Origin of the sequence: Gaiella sp., assembly GCF_035710885.1 — a bacterium.
Lineage (GTDB): Bacteria > Actinomycetota > Thermoleophilia > Gaiellales > Gaiellaceae > Gaiella.
In genome coordinates this window covers 81,672-103,915 of sequence record NZ_DASTCS010000036.1, presented here as the reverse complement: position 1 = coordinate 103,915, position 22,244 = coordinate 81,672, and the positions used below count along the sequence as shown (strand labels likewise).

The 22,244-nt window shown below is 72.9% G+C and carries 22 protein-coding genes and 1 pseudogene; 3 read left to right on the top strand and 20 right to left on the bottom strand.

The genetic code is table 11. The features are described 5' to 3' along the window. From VFO26_RS07875 to hemE, 9 genes and pseudogenes are all read right to left on the bottom strand, one after another. Positions 1 to 412 (bottom strand): annotated as a pseudogene (locus VFO26_RS07875) (class II aldolase/adducin family protein); the annotation flags it as partial. A 40-nt stretch (positions 413 to 452) separates the two neighbouring features. After that, positions 453 to 1,205 (bottom strand): coenzyme F420-0:L-glutamate ligase, encoded by a 753-nt coding sequence (cofE, locus tag VFO26_RS07870; protein WP_325114384.1) that lies wholly within the window; start codon positions 1,203 to 1,205, stop codon positions 453 to 455. Between the two features lie 8 nt (positions 1,206 to 1,213). Then, positions 1,214 to 1,849: an NADPH-dependent F420 reductase gene (locus tag VFO26_RS07865; RefSeq protein WP_325114382.1), complete on the bottom strand. Its 636-nt coding sequence runs from the start codon at positions 1,847 to 1,849 to the stop codon at positions 1,214 to 1,216. Continuing rightward, on the bottom strand, positions 1,846 to 2,757 hold the full coding sequence (gene cofD / locus VFO26_RS07860) for a 2-phospho-L-lactate transferase (protein ID WP_325114381.1): 912 nt from the start codon (positions 2,755 to 2,757) through the stop codon (positions 1,846 to 1,848). Before cofD ends, VFO26_RS07865 begins: the two co-directional genes overlap by 4 nt. After that, complete coding sequence (locus VFO26_RS07855; RefSeq protein ID WP_325114380.1) at positions 2,754 to 3,335, bottom strand: NTP transferase domain-containing protein; 582 nt, start codon at positions 3,333 to 3,335, stop codon at positions 2,754 to 2,756. Before VFO26_RS07855 ends, cofD begins: the two co-directional genes overlap by 4 nt. A gap of 41 nt (positions 3,336 to 3,376) precedes the next feature. Beyond that, positions 3,377 to 3,685: a hypothetical protein gene (locus VFO26_RS07850; protein WP_325114379.1), complete on the bottom strand. Its 309-nt coding sequence runs from the start codon at positions 3,683 to 3,685 to the stop codon at positions 3,377 to 3,379. Beyond that, positions 3,682 to 4,878 carry an ABC transporter ATP-binding protein gene (locus VFO26_RS07845; RefSeq protein WP_325114378.1) on the bottom strand — a complete coding sequence of 399 codons (1,197 nt, stop codon included), beginning with the start codon at positions 4,876 to 4,878 and terminating at the stop codon, positions 3,682 to 3,684. Before VFO26_RS07845 ends, VFO26_RS07850 begins: the two co-directional genes overlap by 4 nt. A 7-nt stretch (positions 4,879 to 4,885) precedes the next feature. Then, positions 4,886 to 5,788: a ferrochelatase gene (hemH, locus tag VFO26_RS07840; protein ID WP_325114377.1), complete on the bottom strand. Its 903-nt coding sequence runs from the start codon at positions 5,786 to 5,788 to the stop codon at positions 4,886 to 4,888. Beyond that, positions 5,785 to 6,813: a uroporphyrinogen decarboxylase gene (hemE, locus tag VFO26_RS07835; RefSeq protein ID WP_325114376.1), complete on the bottom strand. Its 1,029-nt coding sequence runs from the start codon at positions 6,811 to 6,813 to the stop codon at positions 5,785 to 5,787. The genes hemH and hemE overlap by 4 nt, the downstream gene beginning before the upstream one ends. Before the next feature lie 44 nt (positions 6,814 to 6,857). On the opposite strand from hemE, the gene VFO26_RS07830 reads away from it, so the two are divergent. Continuing rightward, positions 6,858 to 7,661 carry a hypothetical protein gene (locus VFO26_RS07830; protein ID WP_325114375.1) on the top strand — a complete coding sequence of 268 codons (804 nt, stop codon included), beginning with the start codon at positions 6,858 to 6,860 and terminating at the stop codon, positions 7,659 to 7,661. Here VFO26_RS07830 and VFO26_RS07825 read toward each other — a convergent pair. Continuing rightward, on the bottom strand, positions 7,624 to 8,424 hold the full coding sequence (locus tag VFO26_RS07825; RefSeq protein ID WP_325114374.1) for an ABC transporter permease: 801 nt from the start codon (positions 8,422 to 8,424) through the stop codon (positions 7,624 to 7,626). The genes VFO26_RS07830 and VFO26_RS07825 overlap by 38 nt on opposite strands. Positions 8,425 to 8,504: 80 nt before the next feature. Here VFO26_RS07825 and VFO26_RS07820 point away from each other — a divergent pair, with 80 nt between their 5' ends. Continuing rightward, the gene (locus VFO26_RS07820; RefSeq protein WP_325114373.1) at positions 8,505 to 10,316 is read left to right on the top strand and encodes a hypothetical protein; all 1,812 of its coding nucleotides are present in this window, start codon (positions 8,505 to 8,507) and stop codon (positions 10,314 to 10,316) included. Positions 10,317 to 10,345: 29 nt separating this feature from the next. Then, the gene (locus VFO26_RS07815) at positions 10,346 to 12,523 is read left to right on the top strand and encodes a hypothetical protein (protein WP_325114372.1); all 2,178 of its coding nucleotides are present in this window, start codon (positions 10,346 to 10,348) and stop codon (positions 12,521 to 12,523) included. Here VFO26_RS07815 and VFO26_RS07810 read toward each other — a convergent pair. The 10 genes from VFO26_RS07810 to VFO26_RS07765 are packed head-to-tail and all read right to left on the bottom strand — an operon-like array spanning position 12,520 to position 22,142. Further along, positions 12,520 to 13,143 carry a class I SAM-dependent methyltransferase gene (locus VFO26_RS07810; RefSeq protein WP_325114371.1) on the bottom strand — a complete coding sequence of 208 codons (624 nt, stop codon included), beginning with the start codon at positions 13,141 to 13,143 and terminating at the stop codon, positions 12,520 to 12,522. The genes VFO26_RS07815 and VFO26_RS07810 overlap by 4 nt on opposite strands. Beyond that, complete coding sequence (locus tag VFO26_RS07805; RefSeq protein WP_325114370.1) at positions 13,140 to 13,904, bottom strand: glycosyltransferase family 2 protein; 765 nt, start codon at positions 13,902 to 13,904, stop codon at positions 13,140 to 13,142. Before VFO26_RS07805 ends, VFO26_RS07810 begins: the two co-directional genes overlap by 4 nt. Further along, positions 13,901 to 14,926, bottom strand: coding sequence for a glycosyltransferase family 1 protein (locus VFO26_RS07800; RefSeq protein WP_325114369.1), 1,026 nt, complete (start codon positions 14,924 to 14,926; stop codon positions 13,901 to 13,903). The genes VFO26_RS07805 and VFO26_RS07800 overlap by 4 nt, the downstream gene beginning before the upstream one ends. Beyond that, on the bottom strand, positions 14,923 to 15,891 hold the full coding sequence (locus VFO26_RS07795; RefSeq protein WP_325114368.1) for a glycosyltransferase family 1 protein: 969 nt from the start codon (positions 15,889 to 15,891) through the stop codon (positions 14,923 to 14,925). Before VFO26_RS07795 ends, VFO26_RS07800 begins: the two co-directional genes overlap by 4 nt. Beyond that, on the bottom strand, positions 15,888 to 16,331 hold the full coding sequence (locus VFO26_RS07790; protein WP_325114367.1) for an NUDIX domain-containing protein: 444 nt from the start codon (positions 16,329 to 16,331) through the stop codon (positions 15,888 to 15,890). The genes VFO26_RS07795 and VFO26_RS07790 overlap by 4 nt, the downstream gene beginning before the upstream one ends. After that, positions 16,328 to 17,398 carry a glycosyltransferase family 1 protein gene (locus tag VFO26_RS07785; RefSeq protein ID WP_325114366.1) on the bottom strand — a complete coding sequence of 357 codons (1,071 nt, stop codon included), beginning with the start codon at positions 17,396 to 17,398 and terminating at the stop codon, positions 16,328 to 16,330. Before VFO26_RS07785 ends, VFO26_RS07790 begins: the two co-directional genes overlap by 4 nt. Then, on the bottom strand, positions 17,395 to 19,452 hold the full coding sequence (locus VFO26_RS07780) for a glycosyltransferase family 39 protein (protein WP_325114364.1): 2,058 nt from the start codon (positions 19,450 to 19,452) through the stop codon (positions 17,395 to 17,397). Before VFO26_RS07780 ends, VFO26_RS07785 begins: the two co-directional genes overlap by 4 nt. Before the next feature lie 25 nt (positions 19,453 to 19,477). Beyond that, positions 19,478 to 20,716: a glycosyltransferase family 4 protein gene (locus tag VFO26_RS07775; RefSeq protein WP_325114363.1), complete on the bottom strand. Its 1,239-nt coding sequence runs from the start codon at positions 20,714 to 20,716 to the stop codon at positions 19,478 to 19,480. Next, entirely contained in the window at positions 20,713 to 21,738 is a 1,026-nt protein-coding gene (locus VFO26_RS07770) for a glycosyltransferase family 4 protein (RefSeq protein WP_325114362.1), read from the bottom strand. Before VFO26_RS07770 ends, VFO26_RS07775 begins: the two co-directional genes overlap by 4 nt. Positions 21,739 to 21,746: 8 nt before the next feature. Then, on the bottom strand, positions 21,747 to 22,142 hold the full coding sequence (locus VFO26_RS07765) for a hypothetical protein (RefSeq protein WP_325114361.1): 396 nt from the start codon (positions 22,140 to 22,142) through the stop codon (positions 21,747 to 21,749). Positions 22,143 to 22,244: the final 102 nt, after the last annotated feature.

Below are 22,244 nucleotides of genomic sequence, written 5' to 3'. Positions count from 1 at the left end.
CGTTGTCGATCACGAGCCGCGACGTCGCGAGCGGCTCGAGCCGCTCATAGATCTCCTCGGGGTCGTCGGGCACGTGGTACGTGCCGCGCTCCATCGTCGTGAACCACACGCCCCGGCCGGGAACGTGCAGCACGACGACGTTCGCGAGCGTGCGGACGAGCATCGGGTAGCTCGTCTTGAGGACGTCCTCGGGCACGGCGTCGAGCTCGTAGAACGAGGCGGAGTACGTCCCGCGCGACTGGCGCCGAAACGCCTTCGGCTGGGCCGCGTCGAACATGTTGAGGACGAAGTCGGCGTCGGCGATGTCGTCGACGAGGGAGAACCCGTCCGACTCGAATGCGGTCCCGATCGACTGCACCCACATCTCGTGCTCGGGTGAGGTCGCTGTCCCCCAGATCGCATACGTCCGCATGGGGCAACTCTACAGCGGAGACCGCACGGATCCTGGTGTCTCAGCGGAAGAGGTCGCGCTCACGCGGCATCACGAGCTCGGCGGCGCTGCCGCCGCCGCGAACGTCGATCCCGCGGACGATTGCCGCCGGGACATGGCGCGCCTTGCCGAGCACGAGCTCCGCCGCGCCCGCGATCTCGTCCGCGACGGCGATCTGGGTCGTGCGGAGCTCGCGCCCACGCGAGTCGGTCGTGCCGCGCAGGTCACGGAGGGGCGCGATCCCGGCGACGCCCAGCGCCACGTCCGTCGTCCCCTGGCGCCACGCGCGGCCGAACGAGTCGCTCACGATCACGCCCACGTCGACCCCCGACAGCCGAGCGAGCCGCTCGCGCAACCCGCGCGCCGAGGCGTCCGGATCGAGAGGTAGGAGGACGAGCACGTCCTCGCCCGGCGCGTTCGAGGCGTCGACGCCCGCGGAGGCGCAGACGAAGCCGTGTCGGGTCTCGGCGATCACGAGCGGCGGCCGTGAGCGAACGATCTCCTTGCTCTCGCGGACGATCACCTCGAGGTGGCGAGGGTCGCCTCCCTCCCCAGCGAGCTCGCGTGCGCGATCGGACGGCTCGACGTCGGCGAGCCGCACGATCCGTCCTTCGACCTTCGAGACCGCCTTCTGCGCGACGACGACGACGTCCGCGTGCTCGAGCCCGCCTGCGCGTCCGGCCGCGGCGTGGAGCAGGACCGCGAGGTCGTCGCTCTCCTCGAGCTCGGGCAACCCCTCGAGCGGGATCACGCTGACGACGCTCGAGGCAGGCACCTTCCAGCCTATGGCTCCGGCTCGCGGGGCACTCCCGTGAGTCGGACGCCGGCGTGGGCCTTGTAGCGCTTGTTGACGTTCACGATCACCGCGGTCAGCCCTTCGAGCGCGCGGGCGGAGGGCAAGGGGCCGCAGTCGATGGCGCGACCCGAGGTGATGCGCTCGGCGAGCTCGAGCACGATCGCCTTGGCCTCCGGGTCGTCGCCACAGACGAGCGCGTCCTCCTCCGGGGGATCCTCGCGTCCGAGGTTGCGCGCGGCGAGCGAGTGCAGGCCCGCGATCACGGGCGCGTCGACCACCTCCTGGATCCGCGCGGCGACCGACGTGGCCTCCGGGGTCGGGACGACACCCTCGGCCCCGAACGTCAGCTCGGCCGCGACCGACAGTACGGGCGTCACTCCGATGGCCTCTCGGAGGGCACGGGCCGTCTCCACCGCCGCGTCGGCTTGCGTCGCCAGCACGACGAGATCCGCTCCGCGGCAGGCATCGGCGTTGGCCGCGCCCTCCACGCCGTGGGCGGCCGCGGCCTCCGCCGCCCTCGCGGCGTCGCGAGAGCCGACCACCACGTCGTACCCGGCCCCGGCCAGGCGCTTCGCGAGCGCCAGCCCGAAGCTGCCCGTACCACCCACGATGGCGACCTTCACGCGAGAACCTCGAGAACCGACTCCGCGAGGCCGCGAGCAGTCGCGCGGTCCGTCATCAGCGTGTCCGTGACGAGGAGAGGGAGGTCCGCCTCGGCCGACGCGTCCGCCCGATCGACCACGAGCGCTCCGATCAGGCCCTCGTAGCAGCCTGCGACCTCCCGCGGCGTCGTCCCCCCGGCCATGCGCGTGAGCATACGGTCGAGCGGGCCCTTCACGGCGCGGCCGCCGATCAGCGGGCTCACGGCGACGACACGGCCGGATCGGGCGTGGAGCGCGTCCCGGATGCCGGCGACGGCGAGGATCGGGTGTATCGACGTGTAGGGGTTGCTCGGCGCGACAACGATCGCGTCCGCGTCCTCGAGCGCCTCGAGCACGCCTGGTGCAGGGCGCGCGCCCTCCGCGCCCTCGTAGACCATCGCGTCCACCTCGTCCTCGTGTCGCCGCGCGACGAACCACTCCTGGAAACGAAACGTTCCCGCGGGCGTGACGACGTGCGTGCGCAGCCGGTCGTCCGTGACGGGGACGATCCGGCTCGAGACCCCCGCGGTCTCGGCCAGGCGCTGGGTGACCGCGGACAGCGGCGCTCCCTCGCCGAGCGCCTGTGTGCGGACGAGGTGGAGCCCGAGGTCGAGGTCGCCGAGGAGGAACCAGCCCTCGCCACCCCACTCCCTTGCCGACTCGAGCGTCCGCCATGTCTCGCCGGCCCGGCCCCAGCCGCGCTCCTCGTCGTCGAGCCCGGCGAGCGCGTAGAGCACGGAGTCCAGGTCCGGCGAGACGTTGAGCCCGAGCACCTCCAGGTCGTCGCCCACGTTGCCGATCACGGTCAGCTCCCCGGGAGCGAGCGCGTCGTGGAGGCCGCGGGCGATCTTCGCGCCCCCGCCCCCTCCCGACAGGCAGACGACCTTCACCGCGAGATGGCGTCGAGCATCTCCGCCGTGCGCGACCCGGCGCGAGAGCCGACGCGCTCGAGGTCGAGGAGCGTGTCCACGTCGTGGACGAGGTTGGGGAGCGTCAGCTCCTCGAACTCGAGCCCGAGCGCGAGGGCATGCGCACGAAACTGCCCCGCGCTGCGCGCCCCGTAGAGCGGCTGGAACACGTCCCCCCGGGGAAGGCCGAGCGCGTTCGTCGTCCCGTCCCGCGCCTCGACGATCGCCAGCTTCCCGAGCAGCGCCGGGACGGCGAGCGCGTTGAGGTCCGAAGCGCGGATCCGCGGGACGTCCGCGTTGACGACGAGGCAGAGGCCCTCGGCGCCTTTCAGCCCGGCCGCGACCGCTTCTCCCTGTCCTTCCCCGGGGTCGTCGATGAGCCTTGCGCCCAGATCCGAGGCGACGAGCCTCCCGGCTGCATCGTCGGTCACCACGCGGACCTCCCCGACCGCCACCGCCACCTCGACGACGTCACCGAGCATCGCGAGCGAGACCTCGCGGCGGAGCTCCTCGGGCAGCCTGCTCTTCCCGCCGGCACGAAACGGGATCACGGTCAGCACGATGCGAGCCTAGAGGCTTGACCGCGATGGCGCGGTGCGGCTCAGGCGGCGTGCGGCGCGGCGCCGCTCGAGCCCGCGTCGGCACCGGGCCCGGTGGTCGCCCACTCGTTGACCTCGAACCAGTGGGTGCCCTCGAGGGCCGTGACCACGTCCGGGTGCGTGTGCGCCGCGTTGACGACATGGTGCTCGACGTCGCAGCAGATCTCGACGTCGTCGAGCGACAGCCCTCCGGGGATCTTGCCGACCACCTCGAACGGAAGCTGCGCTTCGTGCACCGTCATGTGCTTGAACTGGAGGTCCGGAGCGAGCTCCATCAGGGTGGGCCAGTCCGGGCAGGTCTTGTAGCTCATGCGTCCCCGTCATTCGAGCCGGGCCGCCAGGTTCCTTCGAGGCGCACCAGGCCGCGGCTCTCCCCGTCCGGGTAGACGAGGAGCGGCACGGGGCGCGGCAGGCGGTCGAGCAGCCGGCCGTCGTCGCCCAGGAGGGCGAGCGTGAGGTCGAAGCGGCCGAACTGGAGGGGCGGCGACGCCACGTCGAGCCGAAGCGCGAGGCCCTCCCCGTCGCCGTTCCACCCGAGCTTGCCGGTCTCGACGAGGTCCTCCGCGACCAGCAGCCCGGACGCGTCGCGCACTTCGAGGTGAAGGGTCGGAGCGGCGGTCGAGCCGGTGAGCACGACGACGAGCCCGAACGGCTCGCCGGCGAGAAACCGCTCGCGCGGCTCCCCGTCGGCGGCGATCAGGCGCACGTCCCCGATCCTGGCCTCTCCGGTACCGGCGGGCCCACCGCCGTTCGGCGCAGGAGCGTCGGTGTCCTCGGCCATCGCCCGGCGGTAGCGCGTGATCGCCTCGTGCACGGGCCCGTCGAACGCGAGCCGCCCGTCGCGCAGGAGCACGGCGCGGTCGCACAGCCGCTCGACCGCCGAGGCATCGTGCGAGACGAACAGGATCGTCCCCCCGCGCTCCTTGAACGCCGAGATGACGCCGAAGCACTTGCGCTGGAAGCTCTCGTCGCCGACGGCGAACACCTCGTCGAGCAGGAGCACGTCGGCCTCGAGGAACGCGGCGATCGCGAACCCGAGCCGCATCGTCATGCCCGAGGAGTACGTCCTGACGGGCCGGTCGATCGCATGCTCGAGCTCCGCGAACGCGACGATCTCGTCGAACCGCTCGCGGATCCGGGCGCGCGAGAGGCCCTGCAGGGCGCCGTTCAGCTCGACGTTCTCGCGGCCGGTGAAGTCGGGATGGAACCCCGCGCCGAGCTCGAGCAGCGATCCCACCCGGCCACCTGTCCCGACGCGACCCGAGGTCGGCCGGATGATCCCGGCAATCAGGCGGAGGAGGGTCGACTTCCCGGACCCGTTGCGGCCGACGAGCCCGACGGCCTCGCCGCGACCGACCTCCAGCGACACGTCCCGCAGCGCCCAGACCTCCTGGGCCCCGGTGCGGCCTCTCGCGACGAGCAGCTCCTTGAGTGTGTGCGTCTCGCGCGCACGGACGACGAACCGACGGGACACGCCCTCGACCGAGATCTCGCCGGGGCGCATCGTCCGCTTACGCCGCGACCGCGGCGAGCTCGCGGCGGACGATGCCGGCGAGCACCTCGACGAACCCGGGGTCGGCGTTCGGCATCTCGGTGCGTGCGAGGCGCATCCCCAGCTCCTCGGCGCGCACCTTCGCCTCGACGTCGAGGTCCCACTTGATCTCGAGATGGTCGGAGACGAACCCGACGGGGCAGACGAGCACGTCCTCGACGCCCCCCGCCCGCAGGGCGGCGAGATGGTCGAGGATGTCGGGCCCAAGCCACGGCTCGCCGGTCGGAGACTCGCTCTGGAAGGCGAACGACATGTCTTGGATCGCCGCGCGATCCGCGACCAACCGGGCCGTCTCCAGCAATGTGTCGCGGTACGGGTCGCCGTCGACGAGGATCCGCGCCGGGAGGGAGTGCGCGGTGAACACCACGTGCGTGCCGGGGTCGGTCATCGCGGAGCGACAGCGCTGTGCCAGGAGCTCCACGAGCCCCGGGTCGCTGCCCCACTCGCGGACGAACCTCGTCTCGGCCCGGCCGGCCACGGCCTCGTCGAACAGCTCCTTGTACTTCCCGATCGAGAGCGACGACCAGTGCGGCGCGAGGACGAGCCCGACGAGCCCGTCGTGGCCGAGCTCGAGCGCGGCCGCGACCGCCGTCGCGATGCGGGGGTCCCAGTGGCGCATCCCCGTGAGCACGTGGATCCCGAGCTCCTCCTCGAGCGACGCGCGGATCTGCTCGGTGACGGCGTTCAGCGTCGAGGGAGAGTCCGAGTCGTCGATCCCGAGCGCGCGGTAGCGCTCGACGAGATCCTCGAGCTGCTCCGGACGGATCGGCCGTCCGCCGCGGATGTCGGCGTAGTAGTCCGGGACGTCGGAGAGCCGGTCGGGCGAGCCGTAGGCCATCAGGATCACGGCGGGGCTCCTCATGCCGCGACCGTCGCCTCGCTCCGCTCGTGGACCAGCCGGGTCAGGCGCGTGAGCACCGAGGGATCGGTGCCCGGGAGCACCCCGTGGCCGAGGTTGAAGACATGGCCGGCGCGGCCGCCCGCCCGCGCGAGCACATCGAGCGCCTCCCGCTCCACGACGTCCCAGGGCGCGGCGAGTGCGGCCGGATCGAGGTTCCCCTGCACCGCGCGGTCTCCCGCGAGCGCCCAGCCGTCGTCGAGCGGCAGTCGCCAGTCCAGCCCGATCACGTCCCCGCCCGCCCGGGCGAGGTCGGGGAGCAGGTGTGACGCGCCTGTGCCGAAGTGGATCGTCGGCACGTCGACCGCCTCGAGGATCCGGGTCGTCCACGGCGCGACGTGGTCGCGGTAGAGCTGCGGGGAGAGCGTCCCGACCCACGAGTCGAAGACCTGGATCACGTCTGCTCCGGCGGCCACCTTCGCCCCGACGTAGCGGGCGAACGTCTCGGACAGCACCGCCATCAACGCCTCCCACGTCCCGGGCTCGCCGAGCATGAGCGCCTTCGTCCGCGGGAGCTCGCGGCTGGGGCGCCCCTCGACGAGGTAGCCGGCGACGGTGAACGGGCCGCCGCAGAACCCGATCACGGCCTTGTCCCGACCCAGCTCGCCTCGCACCATGCGGACGGCCTCGAGCACGGGCTCGAAGGCCTCGGCCTCCGGCACGTGCAGGCGCTCGACGTCGGCGGCGCTCCGGACGGGGCGCTCGACGACGGGCCCGACGCCCTCCACGAGCTCGACGTCGATGCCCATCTCGACGACCGGGGTCATGATGTCCGCGAACATCACCGCGGCGTCGACGCCATGGCGACGCACGGGCTGGAGCGTTACCTCGGCGCACAGCTCCGGAGTCCGCGCGACCTCGAAGAAGGCGTGCCGCTCGCGGATCGCCCGGTACTCCGGAAGCGAGCGGCCCGCCTGGCGCATGAACCACACAGGAGTGCGCTCCACCGGCTCGCGGCGGGCGGCACGAACGAGAAGCGGGGCGTGCATCCACCGGAGGGTAGCCCGTCGCGGGACGAAACTAGACTCGGCGCGTGGAGCCCCTCGCACCGGTCTGGCGGGAGTCGACGCTCGCGCCGCAACGAGCCGGTGCGAGGACCACGGCGCGGGTCGTGCTCGAGAACGCCGGCGCCGCCACGTGGCGGTCGCGCGGCGCCGACGGCCTGCAGCTCTCGTACCACTGGCTCGACCGGCACGGCAACGCGATCGTGTGGGACGGCGTTCGCGCCGCCTTTCCGCGGCCGATCGGCCCCGGGGAGACGATCGCGGTCGACGTGCCCGTCGACGCGCCCCGGCCGCCCGGGCGCTACGTCCTCCGCTTCGATCTCGTCGAGGAGCACCGCTTCTGGCTCTCCGAGGTAGGCGTCGCCACACACGACGTGGCCGTCGAGGTCGGCCCCCTGATCGCCGAGCGGCGGCTGGCGATCGTTGTCCACGGAGGCGACGACCCGCGCACGACCGCGGCCCTGGAGGCGCAGGAGGAGCAGCTCGTCGAGGAGGCTCCGGCCGCGCGGGCCCATCTCGTCGCAGGGGCCGAGCCGGCCCCGGACTGGTCACGGCTGGTCCTTGACGCCCACGCCGAGGGGTGGGCCGCCGTCGGTCCGGCCGTCGTCCCGGTCGGGGGGCCGCTCGAACGGCGGCGCGCCGCCCGCGCGTTGCGTCGGTGGGCACCCGGCGGCCGGAACCCGCGGCTCGACGCCCCGCTACTGCTTCCCTCGCTGCTCTGCGGGCTCGAGCCGGGCGAGTACCGCGCGCTGCCCGCCTACGAGGGAGCAGGCCTGTTCGAGGGACGCGCGGTCGTCAGGCTTCCGACGCGATCCGGTCGTCCACGGAGCTGAAGACGAGCGCCCCCAGCGCGAGGGCGACCACCGCGGCCACGCAGAGGTAGAGCGTGTCGGCGGCCGGCGGCAGCTCGCCTGCGTAGAGCGGTGCCCGGTAGGCCTCGACCGCGGGGGTGAGCGGGTTCCCCCAGTGGAGCAGGTCGATCAGCCACGGCCGCGACTCCGCGCCGGGGAGGTCCTCCAGCCGGTAGAGGATCGGGGTCAGGAAGAACCAGGGCAGGAGGACCGCGGCGACCACGAACTCGACGTCCCGGAAGATCGCGTTCAGCGAGGCCACGGCCAGCGCGAGCCCTGCGACGAAGACGACGATGACGCCCGCGACCGGGACGGCCACCCACGCGGAATCACGGCTCTCGGGGCGGAACCAGAGCGAGAGGACGAGGACGATCGCGGTCATCGCCGCGAACGCGACCACCTGGGTCGCGACGACCGAGAGGGGCACGAGCTGGCGGGGAAAGCGCACCTTGCGGATCAGCGGCGCGTTCTCGACGAGGCTGCGGGCCGCGGTCTGCAGCGACGTGGCGAAGAACACCCACGGAGGCAGCCCGCACAGGAGGAACAGCCAGTAGTCGTCCAGGTCGGTCGCCTCGGCGCGCCAGAGGACGGAGAACACCACGAGGTAGACGAGCATGAGGGCGAGCGGCAGTGCCAGGGTCCACGCGAGCCCGAGCGCCGAGCCCTTGTACTTCGCGCGGAGGTCCCGGCGGAAGAGGCTGCCGAAGAGCTCCCGGTGACGCACGAGATCGGCGTACACGCCCACGCGCGCGGATTGTAGGGGCGGGCTCCCGACGCCCGGATACCAAACAGAGTGGACATATCCCGTCCCTACAATCGTTTGCCGTGGAAGCAGCCGCCACGCTCGTCGCGCTGCCGGTCGCCTGCGCGGTCCTGTGGGCGTTGCTCCGCTCCCTCTCGTCGGGCGGCCGTCTCGTGGCCGAGCCGACCGGCGAGCGCTGGCACGACCGGGCGACGCCGACGTTCGGCGGCGTCGGGATCGCAGCCGGGCTCGGCGCAGCGGTGGCGCTCGCGGTCGTCGTGGGGGCTGTCGAGCCGTCGTGGGAGCTCGCCGGGATCCTCGCCGGATGCGCGATCCTCTTCCTCGCGGGGCTCGTCGACGACATTCGCCACCTGAGCCCGGTCACGAAGCTCACGGCCCAGTTCGCGGCCGCCGGGATCGCGATCGCGGCCGGGTTGCGCGTCGAGCTCGTCTCGAACGACCTCCTCGGGATTGCGATCGCGCTGATCTGGCTCGTGGGGATCACGAACGCCTTCAACCTCCTCGACAACATGGACGGCCTCGCCGCGACGCTGGCCACCGTCGCGTGCGTGTACTTCGCGATCGACGCGGCGACGGTGCACGAGAACGACCTCGTCCTGGTGCTGGCGCTGTCGCTCGCGTTCGCCTGCCTCGGCTTCCTCCCGTTCAACCTGCGTCCCGGCGACGGTGCGCGCGTCTTCATGGGCGACGCAGGCAGCCAGCTGCTCGGCTTCCTGCTTGCGGCTCTCGGCCTGGCCTCCAGCTGGACGACGGCCGGGACGACGGTGGCGACGATGCTGCTGCCGCTGCTCGTGCTCGCCATCCCGATCCTCGACACGACCCTGGTCACCGTCAGGCGCCTCGCAGAACGGCGGCCCGTGACGCAGGGCGGCAGGGATCACACGTCGCACCGGCTCGTCTACTACGGCCTCTCGGAGACCAAGGCCGTAGCGCTGCTGGCGCTCATCGCGGTCGCGCTCGGCGCGACCTCCGTTGCGTACAACGTCCTCGATCGTCCGGCCGTCACGGCGCTCGGGGTGCTCGTCACGTTCGCGCTGCTCGTGCAGTTCGGCGGCTTCCTCGCCGAGCTGTCGGAGCAGGAGCGACGCGGGAGGCCCGGCGACACGAGGCTGCGACACGCGATCGCCGTCCAGCCCCGGCGGCTGGTCGAGTTGCTCGTCGACGCAGCGCTCGTGTGCGGGACGTTCCTCGTCGCATACCTGCTGTTCGTCGAGGGGCGCGGGACCGAGCTCCAGCGCGGCACGTTCCTCGCCGTCCTGCCGATCGTCCTGGGGACGACCTACGTCGTCTACGTCCTCGTCGGGGTCTACAGGCGCGCCTGGCGCTACGGGACGAAGCGCGACCTCGCCACGATCCTGCTCGCGTCGGGCCTCTCGACCGTGCTGGCGTACGGCATCGTCGTCGCCACGCGCGACCTCGGCGACTTCCCGGTCGGCGTGTTCTGGGTCTACGGCCTCGCTGCTGCCCTGCTGGCGGCCGCGTCGCGGTGGTTCGTGCGCCTCGTGCCCGAGGCCGGCGGCGGGCCGGACGACGGCCGCCGCAGGGTGCTCGTCGTGGGCGCCGGGCCGGCCGGGCGCGGCATCGTGCGTGACCTGCGCGGCGACGGCGATGCCCACATCGTCGGCTTCCTCGACGACAACCCGCGGCTGCGCCGACGCCGCGTGCAGGGCGTGCCCGTGCTCGGGACGACCGGCGACGCGCGCGCCGCGCTCGAGTCGACGCGCGCCGACGAGCTCGTCGTCACGATCCCGGATGCACCGCCCGGGCGGCTCGAGCTGGTCGCCCGCGCCTGCGACGCAGCTGGAGTGACTCACCGGGTCGTCCGCGAGCGGCCCACCCCGTCCAGGGCTCCGACGCGAGCGATCGTCGAGTGACAGCGGAGGTGACGGCCCCGCTCAGGCGCGTGAGCGCGAGCGCGAAGCCCGACGTGCGCGCGCGTGTCGAGGGCCTCGTGCCCCTCGTCGGGGCGTATCTGCTCCTGGCGACGATCTACGCATGGCAGGCGTGGCGGCGCGAGACGCCGACGATCTTCAGCGACGAGCTTGAGACGACCCAGATCTCCCGCGCGATCGCCGACACCGGAGAGCCGGCGCGACGCGGTGACCCGTACGGGTTCACGAGCCTCGTCCCGTGGCTGACCGCGCCCTTCTGGTGGCTCGACCCGGTCGCGAACGCGTACGAGGCGATCAAGACGTTCCAGGCGTTCGTGATGGCCACCGCGATCTTCCCGGCCTACCTGCTCGCGCGCCGCGTGGTGTCGCCCGGCTGGGCGTACTTCGCCGCCGTCGCGACCATCGCAGCCCCCGCGCTGTCGTACGCGCCGATCCTGGTCGAGGAGCCCTGGGCGTACCCGGCCGCGACCCTCGCGCTGTGGCTCACGGTGCGCGCCGTGGACGAGCCCGGGCGATGGTCGATCGGTCTCGCGCTGGGCGCCTGCATCGCTGCGGTGCTCCTTCGCTCGCAGCTCGCGGCGCTGCTCGGCACGCTCGCCATCGGGCTGATCGCGCTCGGCTGGCGCTCGTCGGCGATGCGGCGCTGGCGCGCGACGTGGTCGGCGTGGGACCGGGTCGGCGCCGCGGTGCTCGGCGTCGGCGCGGTGATCACCGTCGTCGCCTTCCTGGGCCACCGGTCGCAGGAGTGGGAGGTCGCGACAACGCTCTGGAAGGGGCGGATGGTCGAGTACGGGAGCTGGGCCGGCGGGGCGTTCGCGATCGGGATCGGGATGCTCCCGGCGATCGCGCTGCTCGCCGTGCTCGCCGTCCCGCGAGTGGAGCGAGAGCGGACCGGAGTCCGCGCGCTGGTGACCGTCTCCGCGGGAGCCGTGGTCAGCTTCGGCTGGTACGCGGCGATCAAGGGCGCGTACCTCTCGACGACGTTCTCGAGCCTCATCGTCGAGCGGAACCTCGTCTACCTCGCCCCGCTGGCCTTCGTCGCGACCGCCTACCTCCTCGAGCGCGCGGCTGCCCCGATCTGGGCCGTCCTCGTCGCCGGCGCGGCGGTGCTGGGGCTGGTCGTGTGGGTGCCCGTCGACCGTGGGCTGGACAACTTCCCCTACTACGAGGCGCACGGGCTCGCGATCCTCGCGCTCGCGAACCGTGAGTGGTCCTGGCCGCTGGGTCGCGTCGAGAACGTCGTCCAGCTCCTCACGCTCGTCTGCATCGTGCTCCTCCTCCTGGCGGGCACGCGGCTGCGTCGCCGGGCGGCCTCGATCGCAGGGCCGGCGGCCGTCGTGCTGGCGGTGGCGCTCGTCGGCTGGAACCTCACCGCCGAGGTCTACGCGTCGATCGGCGAGCACGATTTCAGCGCGAGGGTCGAGAAGAACATCCCCAAGCCGAACGACTGGGTCGACCGCGCCGCCGGCGACGGCTCCGTCGTGGTGCTCGGGCAGCGGATGAACGACAACCCGCTCGGGGTCCCGTCGACCGAGTTCTGGAATCGCTCGATCGCGAAGGTGTGGAGCGTCGACGGCACCGGACCGGGTCCCGGCCACACCCTCACGCCCGACCTCGAGGACATCGACGGGACGCTCTGGCCCGACCCAGGTACGGACTTCGTGCTTGCCGCGAACGGCGTCGAGGTCGTCGGCGAGCAGGTCGCGACCAACCCCGATGCGAACGCCGCGCTCGTCCGGCTCGACGGCCCCATCCGCCTGCGGGCGAACCAGACGGGGATCGCGGCGGACGGGTGGGTCGTCGGCGACGCGGGAGACGAGTCCGTCCCCGCCCGCGCCGCATACAACCGCTTCGACGTCAGCGGCTCCGGGACGGGCAACGCGGTCGTGACCCTCTCGCGGGAGACGTTCTGCCCCGAGGACGTCCGTCTCCCGGGGGTGGCGCGCGTGCGGATCGGCGAGCTCGGCCGCGGAGCGGACAAGCAGCCGGCGATCGCACGCGAGACCGGGAGTGAGATCGTGTACGTCCCAGGGTGTGCGGTTCGCACCGTGGTGCTGCCGACGCCTGACGGTCCCTGGCGGGCAGAGGTGGCGATCGACACCTTCGTCCCGGCGGCGATCGACCCGGGGTCGGGCAGCGAGCGTCGCGCGCTCGGCGCCCGCGTCTCGTTCGACGTCGCGCCCCGCTAACGGAGTGCCGCGACGATGTAGGTGAACCGCACGCGGAGGGCCAGTCGCGCGAGCGGCCCCGCGAGCTCCGCTGCTCTCAGGAGGCCGATCGCCGGTGCGGGGAGCCGTCGCGTCTGGGGGACGAAGAAGGGCCGTAGCTCGACCCGCGGGAATCCTGCCGCCCGGAGCTCGGCCAGGACGTCGTCGAGCCGGTACTGGCGAGGATTGAGGTCGAAGACGAGCTTCTTCTCGGTGAAGCCGGCGAGCCGCGTGAAGAAGGCGGCGCGGTCGTGCGCGTAGTAGATCGCGCGGAACACGGTCGTCGCGGCGACGGGACGGCCGGGCTCGTAGGTGTTCAGGTCGCCTGCTTCGATCGCGGCGTGCTCACCGAGGCGGCGACGGGCCGCGTCCACCATCTCCGCCTGAGCGTCCACCCCCGTGTACCGCAGTTCTCGCTCGAGCATGAACGCGCCGAGCCCGCCGTCGCCGCATGCGAGGTCGAGCACCTCGTCGCCGGGCTCGAGACGGGTGCCGAGCGAGGCGACCAGCTGGGCGCGATGGTCGAGATACGCATGCGCGTCCGCGTACTCCGCGTCCGACCAGCCGGCTGCCTTGCGCGCGTACTGATCGGCCTTGCTCACAGGCGGGCGAGCGTCTCGGGATGCTCGCGCACGAACCGCATCATGCTGCGGGCGTGCCAGAGGCTCTGCCGGGAGAGGAACCGCCGGTCGGTGACCTGCGCCCAGTCGTGCGTGACACGCGCGCCCGGTACGTACCACCGTTCCCAACCGGCGCGCATCGCCCGGTAGCAGAGGTCGATGTCCTCGACGTAGTGGCGGTAGCCCTCGTCCCAGCCGCCGAGCTCGTCGAGCATCGCGCGGCGCATCAGGAGGAACGCGCCGAGCAGCCAGTCCGCCTCGACCGGGGTCTCGACGTCCTCGTCGAGCAGGTAGTGATCACGCTGCCGCTCGAGCGGCGGGAACAACCGGCGAAGCGGCGTCCTCCGGACGAGCGTCCCGCCGACGGTCGGAAAGCGGCGCCTCGTCGGCTGCCAGGACCCGTCGGGCCACGTGGTGCGCGGGCCGGCGATGCCGCAGCGCTCCCGACGCGCCGCGAACGCGTGGAGCACTCCCACCGAATCGGGAGCGGGGTCGACGTCGGGGTTCGAGAAGAGCACCCACTCGCCGCTGGTGGCGGCGGTGCCGAGGTTGACGTTCGCCGAGAGGCGGAGCGGCCGCGTGTTCTCGATCACGCGCGTGGCGCTGGGGAGCGAGCGAGGAGTCGAGCCGGGCCTGTTGGCGACCACGACGAGCTCGTCGACCTGTGGTGCGAGCAGCGGAAGCAGCGTCTCCAGCTCGCGGGCGTGGCCGTGCGAGACGACGACGGCGGAGACGCTGATCACCCGAGCGCCTCGAGGTAGACCCGGACGGTCGCGCGCGCCGTGGCCTCCCAGCTGAAGCCGCGCGCGCGCTCGAGCCCAGCCGCCACCAGCCGCTCGCGCTCGGCGAGCGCCCGAGCGATCCCCTCGGCCAGCATCCCGTCCTCGACGACGACGGCCGCATCGCCCGCGACCTCCATGAGCGCGGGATCGGAGACGGTGACGACCGGGGTTCCCGACGCCATCGCCTCGACGACGGGGAGGCCGAACCCTTCGTGCCGCGAGGCCTGCACGAGGCATGCGGCGCCGCGATAGAGCTCTGCGAGCCGCTCCGTCGGGACGTACCCCTCGAGCCGGGCTCCGCCCGACCGCAGCTCGGCCGCGACGCGCTCGTCCTTCGTCGGCCCGACCACGACGAGCTCGAGTCCTGCCTCGCGGGCGGCAGCCAGGGCCGCGAGCGGGTTCTTCCGATCCTGGATCGCGCCCACCGCCAGCGCGTAGGACGCCGGTGGGGCCGTGTCGGCGGCGAGGCCGCCTGCCTGCGCAAAGGCGGGGTCGACGCCGTTGGGGGTCACGACGACGCGCTCCGGCCGGAGGTGGTACTGCTCGACGAGGTCCCGCTTCGTGCGCTCGGACACGGTGAGGATGCGCGCTGCCCCGCGCGCGGCGCGCGGCACGACCTGCCGGAACACGAAGCGGTCTCGGGCACCCATCAGGCCGTGCTCGAAGGAGAGGTCGTGGATCGTCACGACGGCGGGGCACGGGCAGCGGAGCGGGAGCGCGTACTGCGTGTGGACCAGCGCGGCTCCGAGGCGACGCAGGGCGCGCGGGAGCGTCCAGGCCATGCGGAGCTCCTGCGAGCGCGCCGCGAGCTCGATCGCCTCGACGCCGTCAGGGACGAGCTCTGGATGACGCGTGACGGCGGCCACGCGGAGTCCGGCCGCTGCCGCGGGCGAGGGTAGCGCCCGGAGCAGGTTCCGGACGTAGGTCTCGTCACCGGTGCGGCGGCGTCCGAGCACGTCCGCGTCGACGACGACGAGGCTCACGCGAGCTCGCGCCAGAGCGCCTCCACGTTGTCGGCCGACCTGCGCCAGGTGAACATGGCGGCTCTGTGGAGGCCGATCTCCCGGAGCTCTGCTCTCCGTCGCGCCGCCTCGTCGATCCCTGCGGCGATGGATGCCGGCGATCCCGGGTCGACCAGCACGGCCGCGCCTCCCGCCACCTCCTCCGTCGCCCCTCCGCGGCTGGTGACGACCGGCGTGCCGCAGGCCATCGCCTCGAGCACGGGGAGGCCGAAGCCCTCGTAGAGGGAGGGATAGACGAGGCAGCGCGCACCGCGCATCAGCTCGGCGAGCGCGGCGTCCGTGGGCTCTCCCACCCAGCCGGCGGTGGCCACGTCCCCCCAGCCCGCCGCACCGGCGACGCGGAGCTCGACCCCGGCGAGCCGCGCCGCCTCGACGGCAGCCGCGAGGTTCTTGCGCGGCTCGAGCGTTCCCACCGCGAGCACGTAGTCTCCCTCCCCGGCCGGGCCGTTCGGGGAGAACACCGGATCGACGCCGTTCGGGACGATGCGGATGCGCTCGACCGGCACGCCGAGGAGCGCGACGAGCTCGTCGCGCGTGAACGCCGAGACGGCGACGACTGCGTCCGCCGCGCGCACACCGCCGCGGAGGGCGAGCGCGCCCGTCACCCGGTGCCAGCGCGGGAACGCCTCCGGGTGCCGCAGGAGGGCCGTGTCGTGCACCGTGACCACCAGCGGTGCGCGCGGAGCTACGGGCGCGCGGAACGTCGTGCAGTGGAGCACGTCGAGGTGCGCGGAGGCGTGACCGAGACGGAACGGGTACCACAGCGCATCGCGGCGGACGGTCGCCAGGCGCCCGGTCCCCCCCGCCTCGAGGCCGACGAGCTCCAGGCCGGGACGCCCGGAGAGCTCGCCGAGCAGCCCGGTCACGTGGCGCGCCGTGCCCGCGCGTGTCTGGACGAGCGGGGAGATGTCGATCCCGACCTTCACTGCGCTGCCCTCCGCACGGCCTCGCGCGGCTCCGGGTAGTGGAGCAGCTCGACCGCCGCTTCGAGATCGAGCCAGCGATGCTCGACGTGCTCCGCGTCGAGCACGGGCTCCCAGCCCTCGGGCGCATCGGCGACGTAGATCCACACCGTGATCCGCTCGGTACCCACGGGGAAGCGCTCGCGTACCGACTCGGGGTCGCCGGCGAGGTCGTAGGAGAGAGGGCCGTCGAGCGGGGACGGTACGGCCTCGAGGCCGGTCTCCTCCGCCAGCTCGCGAGCCGCCGCGGTGTCGGGCGCCTCCCCCCACTCCACCCCGCCGGCAACGAGGTGCCAGTAGCCGAGCTTCTCCGGCGAGCGCAGGACGACGAGGAACTCGGGGCCGCTCTCTGCGGGCCGCCGGACGACGACCGCGACCTCCTCGGGGCGACGGTCGCCGCTCACGCGCGCTCCTCGAGCGCGGCAAGGATCGTTCGTCCGTTCCGGTCCCACGAGAAGCGCGCTGCCTGGGCCAGGCCGAGCGGAACGAGCTCGTCCCGCCGCTCCACGGCCTCCCGGACGCCGGCTGCGATCGACTCGGGATCCAGCGGGTCGACCCGCACCGCAGCGTCGCCGCAGGCCTCGTCGAGGGAAGGGTGCTGTGAGGCGACCACGGGGGTTCCGCAGGCCATGGCCTCGATCACGGGGATCCCGAACCCCTCGAAGAGCGACGGATACACGAGCACGGCCGCCCCACGGTAGAGGCGGGCGATCTCGCCGTCGGGGACGTACCCCAGCTGCCGGATGCGGGAGTCGGCCAGGTCGGGCCGGTCCCCCCAGCCCTCGCCGCCGGCCAGCACCAGCCCGAGCTCTTCGTCGAGAAGCTTCCACGCCTCCACGAGGCGTGCGATGTTCTTCCGCGGCTCGATCGTCCCCAGCCCGAGGACGCTCGGCCCGCCGAGATCGGCGCGCGAGCCAACCGGCGTGAGACCGGGACGGATGCCCGGCTCGGCGACGACGATCCGATCCTCGGCGATCCCCAGGCTCGTGGACAGGTCGTCGGCGGTGTACCGCGAGTTCGCGAACACGACGTCGCACGTCCTGGCCGCGTTCCGCGCCTTGTGCGTGTGCATCGAGACGGTGCGCGCCGTGCACCACTCGGGGTGGTGGAGGGGGACGAGATCGTGGAAGACCGTCGCCCGAACGCCGCTTCGCTGCGCGGGGTACATCCACTCGCTGAAGAGGAACGCGTCGAGCCGGCCTGCGAGCCACTCCACGGGAGGGCGGCCGGCACGGCTCCAGACGGTGCGGAGGGCGTGCGACGCAGGGAGCCGGAGAACGCGTTGGTGGACCGGGATTCCGGCGAGCGCGGCGCGGATCGCGGCCGGGCCGCGGAGGCTCGTCGCGGCGAGCGCGACGAGCTCGTGCCGTCCGGTAGCCGCCGCGGCCATGCCCCCGAGCGACCCCTGGATGTAGTTGCCGATCCCGGTGCGGGGATGCGACAGCGGGGAGACGTCGACGACGATCCTCATGCCGGCGTCACGTGCACGAAGGAGTCGAAGTGCGCGCCGAGCTCGCGGTCGTCCGTGTTGCCCGGGATCACCTCCGAGGGCACGCGGGTCGGCGTGACCGTGAAGTCGACCCGGCACCTGCCGTCCACGGGCTCGAGCGGCACGCGAAGGGTGACGGCGCCCTCCGGCGGCACGGTGATCCGCGCCACCGGCCGTCCACGCACGGTCGCGAGGACGTCCGTCAGCTCGTCGGCGAAGAGCGTCGGGTCGGAGTGCAGTGCGACGAGCAGCTCCCCGCCTGCGCAGCGCAGGCGTGTCCACGACAGCTCCGGGCCCGACCAGGTGTCGTTCGGGTAGCGCCCGCTGACCCTCGTGAGAGACGAGAGCGGCCCCCAGAGGCGCCAGAGCGTCGTCCCCAGGTCGTCCCGGGCCAGTGCCTCGCCGTCGGGAGTGATCGAGCCGTCGAGGAGCGCGTACTTCGCGTCTACCGTCCCCCTGTCGGGCGTGCGCACCGTGCCGTCGGGGTCGATCGTGACCCGGGTCTCGCCCAGCCCGCCCGGGGTCGGATACGAGCTGTAGTAGACGTCGCCGACCCGCGCGTTGAAGAACTCGTTCTGGTTGACCGTGAACCGGTCCGCCCGCCCGGTCCAGAGCACGGCGACGTCGTCGCCCGACGGAACCCGCTCGTCGACCCACGCCCGCTCGATACCGCGGATCCCCTGGAACAGGGCGCCTTCCCCCGAGCGCAGCACGCCCTGCGGCCCCGACCAGACAGGGCGCGAGAGAAGCACGAAGAGCCCGAGCAGCACGAGCGGCACGGCGACCGCGCGCCCGGCGGGGACGAGGGCGAACAGGGCGACCAGCGCGACCGCGGCCACCAGCACGGTCAGCCGGTAGGAGCCTGCCGGGAGGTGCTCGTTCACCGACCAGAGCGGGATCAAGCCGAAGGTGTCGGACTTCGCCGGCTCGGTGATGAACCGCGTGTACGGGAAGGCCACCACGAGCCCCACAGCGAGCACGGAGCCGATTGCGAGCGGAAGGCGGGGTCGCGGCGCCCCGAGCGTGATCCACGCGGCCAGGGTGGCGAGGAGGAGCGGCGTGAGGAAGAAGAGGTACCGGTCCTGGATCCGGTCGGAGGCGAAGCGCGAGGCGAACGTCGCGACGACGAGCGTCGAGGTGACGAGCAGCGCGACGGTCGCGGCGAGGTGCTCCTGCATCGCACCTGGGAGCTGTCGCGCGCGAGCGAGGAGCACGACCAGCGCGACGACCGGGACGACGAGGACGTACAGCGTCAGCTCCTCGACGTGCCAGAGCCAGAAGCGAAGCGCCTGGCCGACGTCGTAGCCTCCCTCGCCGACCACGCTGTACGCGCCCAGCAGGTCGGAGATGGTCCTGCCGCGGAGCAACTGCGCACCGAGCACGAGAATCCCGATCCCGACCACGCCGCCGAGCAGCGGCACGAACGGCCGGACGACCCGCCGATCGCGGCGGAGCAGGGCGAGAACGAACGGCGCGAGCAGGATCGCGCCCACGAAGCCGAGCGCCTGGGAGCGGGTCGCCACCGCGGCGACGAGCGCCGCGGCGAGGGCGGCGATGCGTCCGACCGAGGGTCGGTCGAGCACCCGCACGAGCGTCCACGCGAACAACAGCGCGAGCGGGTAGAAGAGGTTCTCCGTGACGATCGTCGCCGTGTAGGCCATCGACGGCAGGGCAACCGCGAGCACCGCGGCGAGGAGCGACAGCAGCCTTCCGGCGACGCGACGGGTGAGGAGCCAGGCCGGGACCGCGGCCAGGGACATCGCGATTGCATTCGTCGCCTTCGCCGCCGCGTATGCGTCCGGTAGCGCGTCGAAGAGCCCGTAGGCGAGCGTGAGCAGCGCCGGGTAGAGGATGCTGTACCCGCTGGTCGAGACACCCCGCACCTCGAAGGACCCCGTGTCGACGAGGCTCCGCGCAAGCTCCGAGTAGATCAGCTCATCGACGAAGATGAACGGCGCGGGCATCGCACGCACGAGCCAGATCCGCAGGGCGGCCGACACGAGCACGATCGCCGCGAGCCACGCCCAGTCCGGCACGCGGGCGGCTCGCGCCCGCCACGGGTCATCCACCGAGGTCGACCTCGGAGAGGCGTCTCCCGATCTCCGTGGCCTCGGGCGTGCCCGGGGCGATCCCGACCTCCGCGGCTGCCTCGCTCACGTCGTGCAGCACCTCGTCGGCCACCGCCCGTCCGCCCGCGACGCTCTCGAACGCGGCCGCCTGGCGCTCGGCCACGCGCGCAAGGTCGTGCTCACCGGTCGCGAGGTCGCGCGCGGCAGCTCCCATCGCCGCGCGCACGTCGGCGCGCTCGACCAGGAGGCGCAGGGCCGCCGCGAGCTCGTCTACCTCGCGGTCTCCGACCCCGACCTTGAGCGCGACGCCCTCCGGCAGCTCCGTGAACCAGCCGACGTCCGAGACGACGAGCGGCTTGCCCAGCGTGAGCGCGCGGATCGCCGTGCCGGAGGTCTCGCCCATCGTGGGAGAGCGGAGGTTGACGTGGAGGTCGCACGCGGCCATCAACGCCCACAGGCGGCGCTCGTCGACGAACCCCTCCCGGACGATCCCGTCCCCATCCAGGCCGAGGCGCTGCAACCGGCGGTCGAGGTCGAACCCCGGAGAGGTCGCCCCGACGAGCAAGAGCCTGGCGCCGGCGTGCTCGGCGCGTATGCGGGCGAACGCCCCGAGCAGCTGCGGCACACGCTTGCTGGCGTTGACGTTCCCGAAGGCGCCGATCAGCGGCTGCCCTCGGACCTCCGCGGGCGGAATCCCCGGCACGGGCCAGGCGGGGTGCGCGACGCGCGCGATCGGGCCGACGAATCCCGCTGCACGGGCCCGCTCCTCCACGTACCGGGAGTGGACGACGAGGCCCGTCGCAAGGGGGAGCACCTCGCCGGCCAGCGGGAAGTCCTCGGGACGGGCCTCCCAGAGCGGCGGCAGCCGCTTGTCGAGCACGCCGTGCGCCAGCAGCCTCCCGAGCACGCCGTGCTCGCGTTCCATCGCGTCGAGGTAGCCATGCCCGTCGCGACGCCCGATGGTGACTCCGGCGACGAGGTGGTGGAGCACGAAGTCGTGCAGCACGACCAGCCCCGGCGACCGCCGTAGCGCATCGAGGATCCAGCCGTGCGCGTCGGGGTTGTTGCCGATGTGGTAGACGGAGAGATCCACCCCGCGAGGGGGCCGCTTCGCGCCGCGCTTCGGAACGACGACGTCCACGTGCCCGCGCAGAGCCGGCAGGAGCAGAGCCGAGTAGTCCGCGATCCCCGACGCCTCCGGCGGCATCGGCGAGAAGTAGGCGATTCTCACGAGAGCAGCCTGCCGATCGCGCGCTCCCAGGTGACCTCGTCGGCGAGCGCCTTCCCCGCCTTGCCGAAGGCCGCTGCTTCGTCCTCGTGCTCCCGCAGCCACGACGCCGCTTGACCGATCGCCGCCGCCTCGGGCCTGACGACGAGCCCCGTCCGCCGATCGTGGACGACGTCGAGCGGGCCGCCCGCGTCCGTCGTCGTGATCACGGGCTTGCCCGAGAGGAACGCCTCGTACGGGCCCATCCCGAAGTCCTCGTCGACCGGCGCGTAGTAGACCGACGAGCACGTCGCGTACAGCTCGGCGAGCCGGTCGGCGCTCACGCGTCCCTCGAAGCGGACACGACCGTTCAGGCCACGGAGATGCGCGAGCTCCTCGAGCCGGTCCCGGTCGGGACCGTCCGAGGCGATGACGACCTCGACGCTCGGGTCGAGCGCGGCCGCCTCCAGCAGGAGGTCGATGCGCTTCGCGCGGTCGAGGCGGCTCGCGGAGAGGACGAACCCGTGCGAGGCCTCCGAGCGGTACGGGAGGGCCTGCGGCGGGTGCGGCAGCACCTCGGCGACGAAGCCGGTCGAGCGCTCGAGCCGACCGGCGACGTTCGCCGACGTCGCGAAGATACGCGTCGCCTCGCGGAGCGCGAGGCGGTCGAGCTCCTGCACCTGCCTCCGGAGGGCGCGCTCCTCGGCCGAGGGGCCGAACTGCCCCAGCGCGGTGCCGTCGAGCTCGTACGCCTGTCGAAACTGATGGACGAGCCAGACGCGCTTCTCGCGATGCCGGACGACGTACGAGGGGAACTTGGTCGCGACCACGACGTCGATCCTCCGCCCGTCCGCCTCGTCGAGGTCGAGCATCCGCCACAGGAACGCCTGCGTCAGCACGCGCGCGCCGGGATACCACTTGAACGGCACGGAGACGAGGTCGGCCTCGTGCCCGCGTGCCCGCAGCTCCGCGACGAGCTCGTCCGTGAAGATCTCGGCGCCGCCCCGGGCGAACGGCACCTGAGGGCGCAGAACCGCGATACGCATGTGGTCCTCTAGCGCTTCTCCGCCTCGCGGACGAGCGCGAGCTCGGACTCGAGGCGCGCAACCCGCTGCTCGAGGTCGTCCACGAGCCTCAGCGCCGCCGCGTTGAACGACCGCTGGTCGTATGCGAGCGGCTCGACGTACCAGCGCATCAGCTTCCGGAGGACGGCCTTGGCCGGCGTGCCCAGGCCGCCGCGGAAGCCCGGCCGCAGCCGCAGCGGCCGGTCGGCCGACACGGGCCAGAGGCGCTCGGCCTCGGCGCGCGCGGCACGCCGATCGTCCGGTTCGCCCGTGGCGCCGGGATCGGCGCCGGAGCGCCGGATCTCTTCCTTGAGGGCCGCGAAGAGCGCCTCCACGTCGACGTCCTCGGTGGACGGAAAGCCGTTGTCCGTCGCCTCGTCCGGCATCGCGCGAAGTGTAATGCGGGCAGGGGACTGGCCCCGAATGGGGCTGTCCCCGGTGGCGCGCTCACCGGGGCAGTCCCCTGCGGGGACAGACCCCGCAGACCC

Excerpts from the sequence above, each read along its gene's own strand:
- VFO26_RS07850 (WP_325114379.1), bottom strand. The coding sequence starts at position 3,685 with ATGAGCTACAAGACCTGCCCGGACTGGCCCACCCTGATGGAGCTCGCT.
- VFO26_RS07845 (WP_325114378.1), bottom strand. The coding sequence starts at position 4,878 with ATGCGCCCCGGCGAGATCTCGGTCGAGGGCGTGTCCCGTCGGTTCGTC.
- hemH (WP_325114377.1), bottom strand. The coding sequence starts at position 5,788 with ATGAGGAGCCCCGCCGTGATCCTGATGGCCTACGGCTCGCCCGACCGG.
- hemE (WP_325114376.1), bottom strand. The coding sequence starts at position 6,813 with ATGCACGCCCCGCTTCTCGTTCGTGCCGCCCGCCGCGAGCCGGTGGAG.
- VFO26_RS07785 (WP_325114366.1), bottom strand. The coding sequence starts at position 17,398 with ATGAGGATCGTCGTCGACGTCTCCCCGCTGTCGCATCCCCGCACCGGG.
- VFO26_RS07770 (WP_325114362.1), bottom strand. The coding sequence starts at position 21,738 with ATGCGTATCGCGGTTCTGCGCCCTCAGGTGCCGTTCGCCCGGGGCGGC.
- VFO26_RS07765 (WP_325114361.1), bottom strand. The coding sequence starts at position 22,142 with ATGCCGGACGAGGCGACGGACAACGGCTTTCCGTCCACCGAGGACGTC.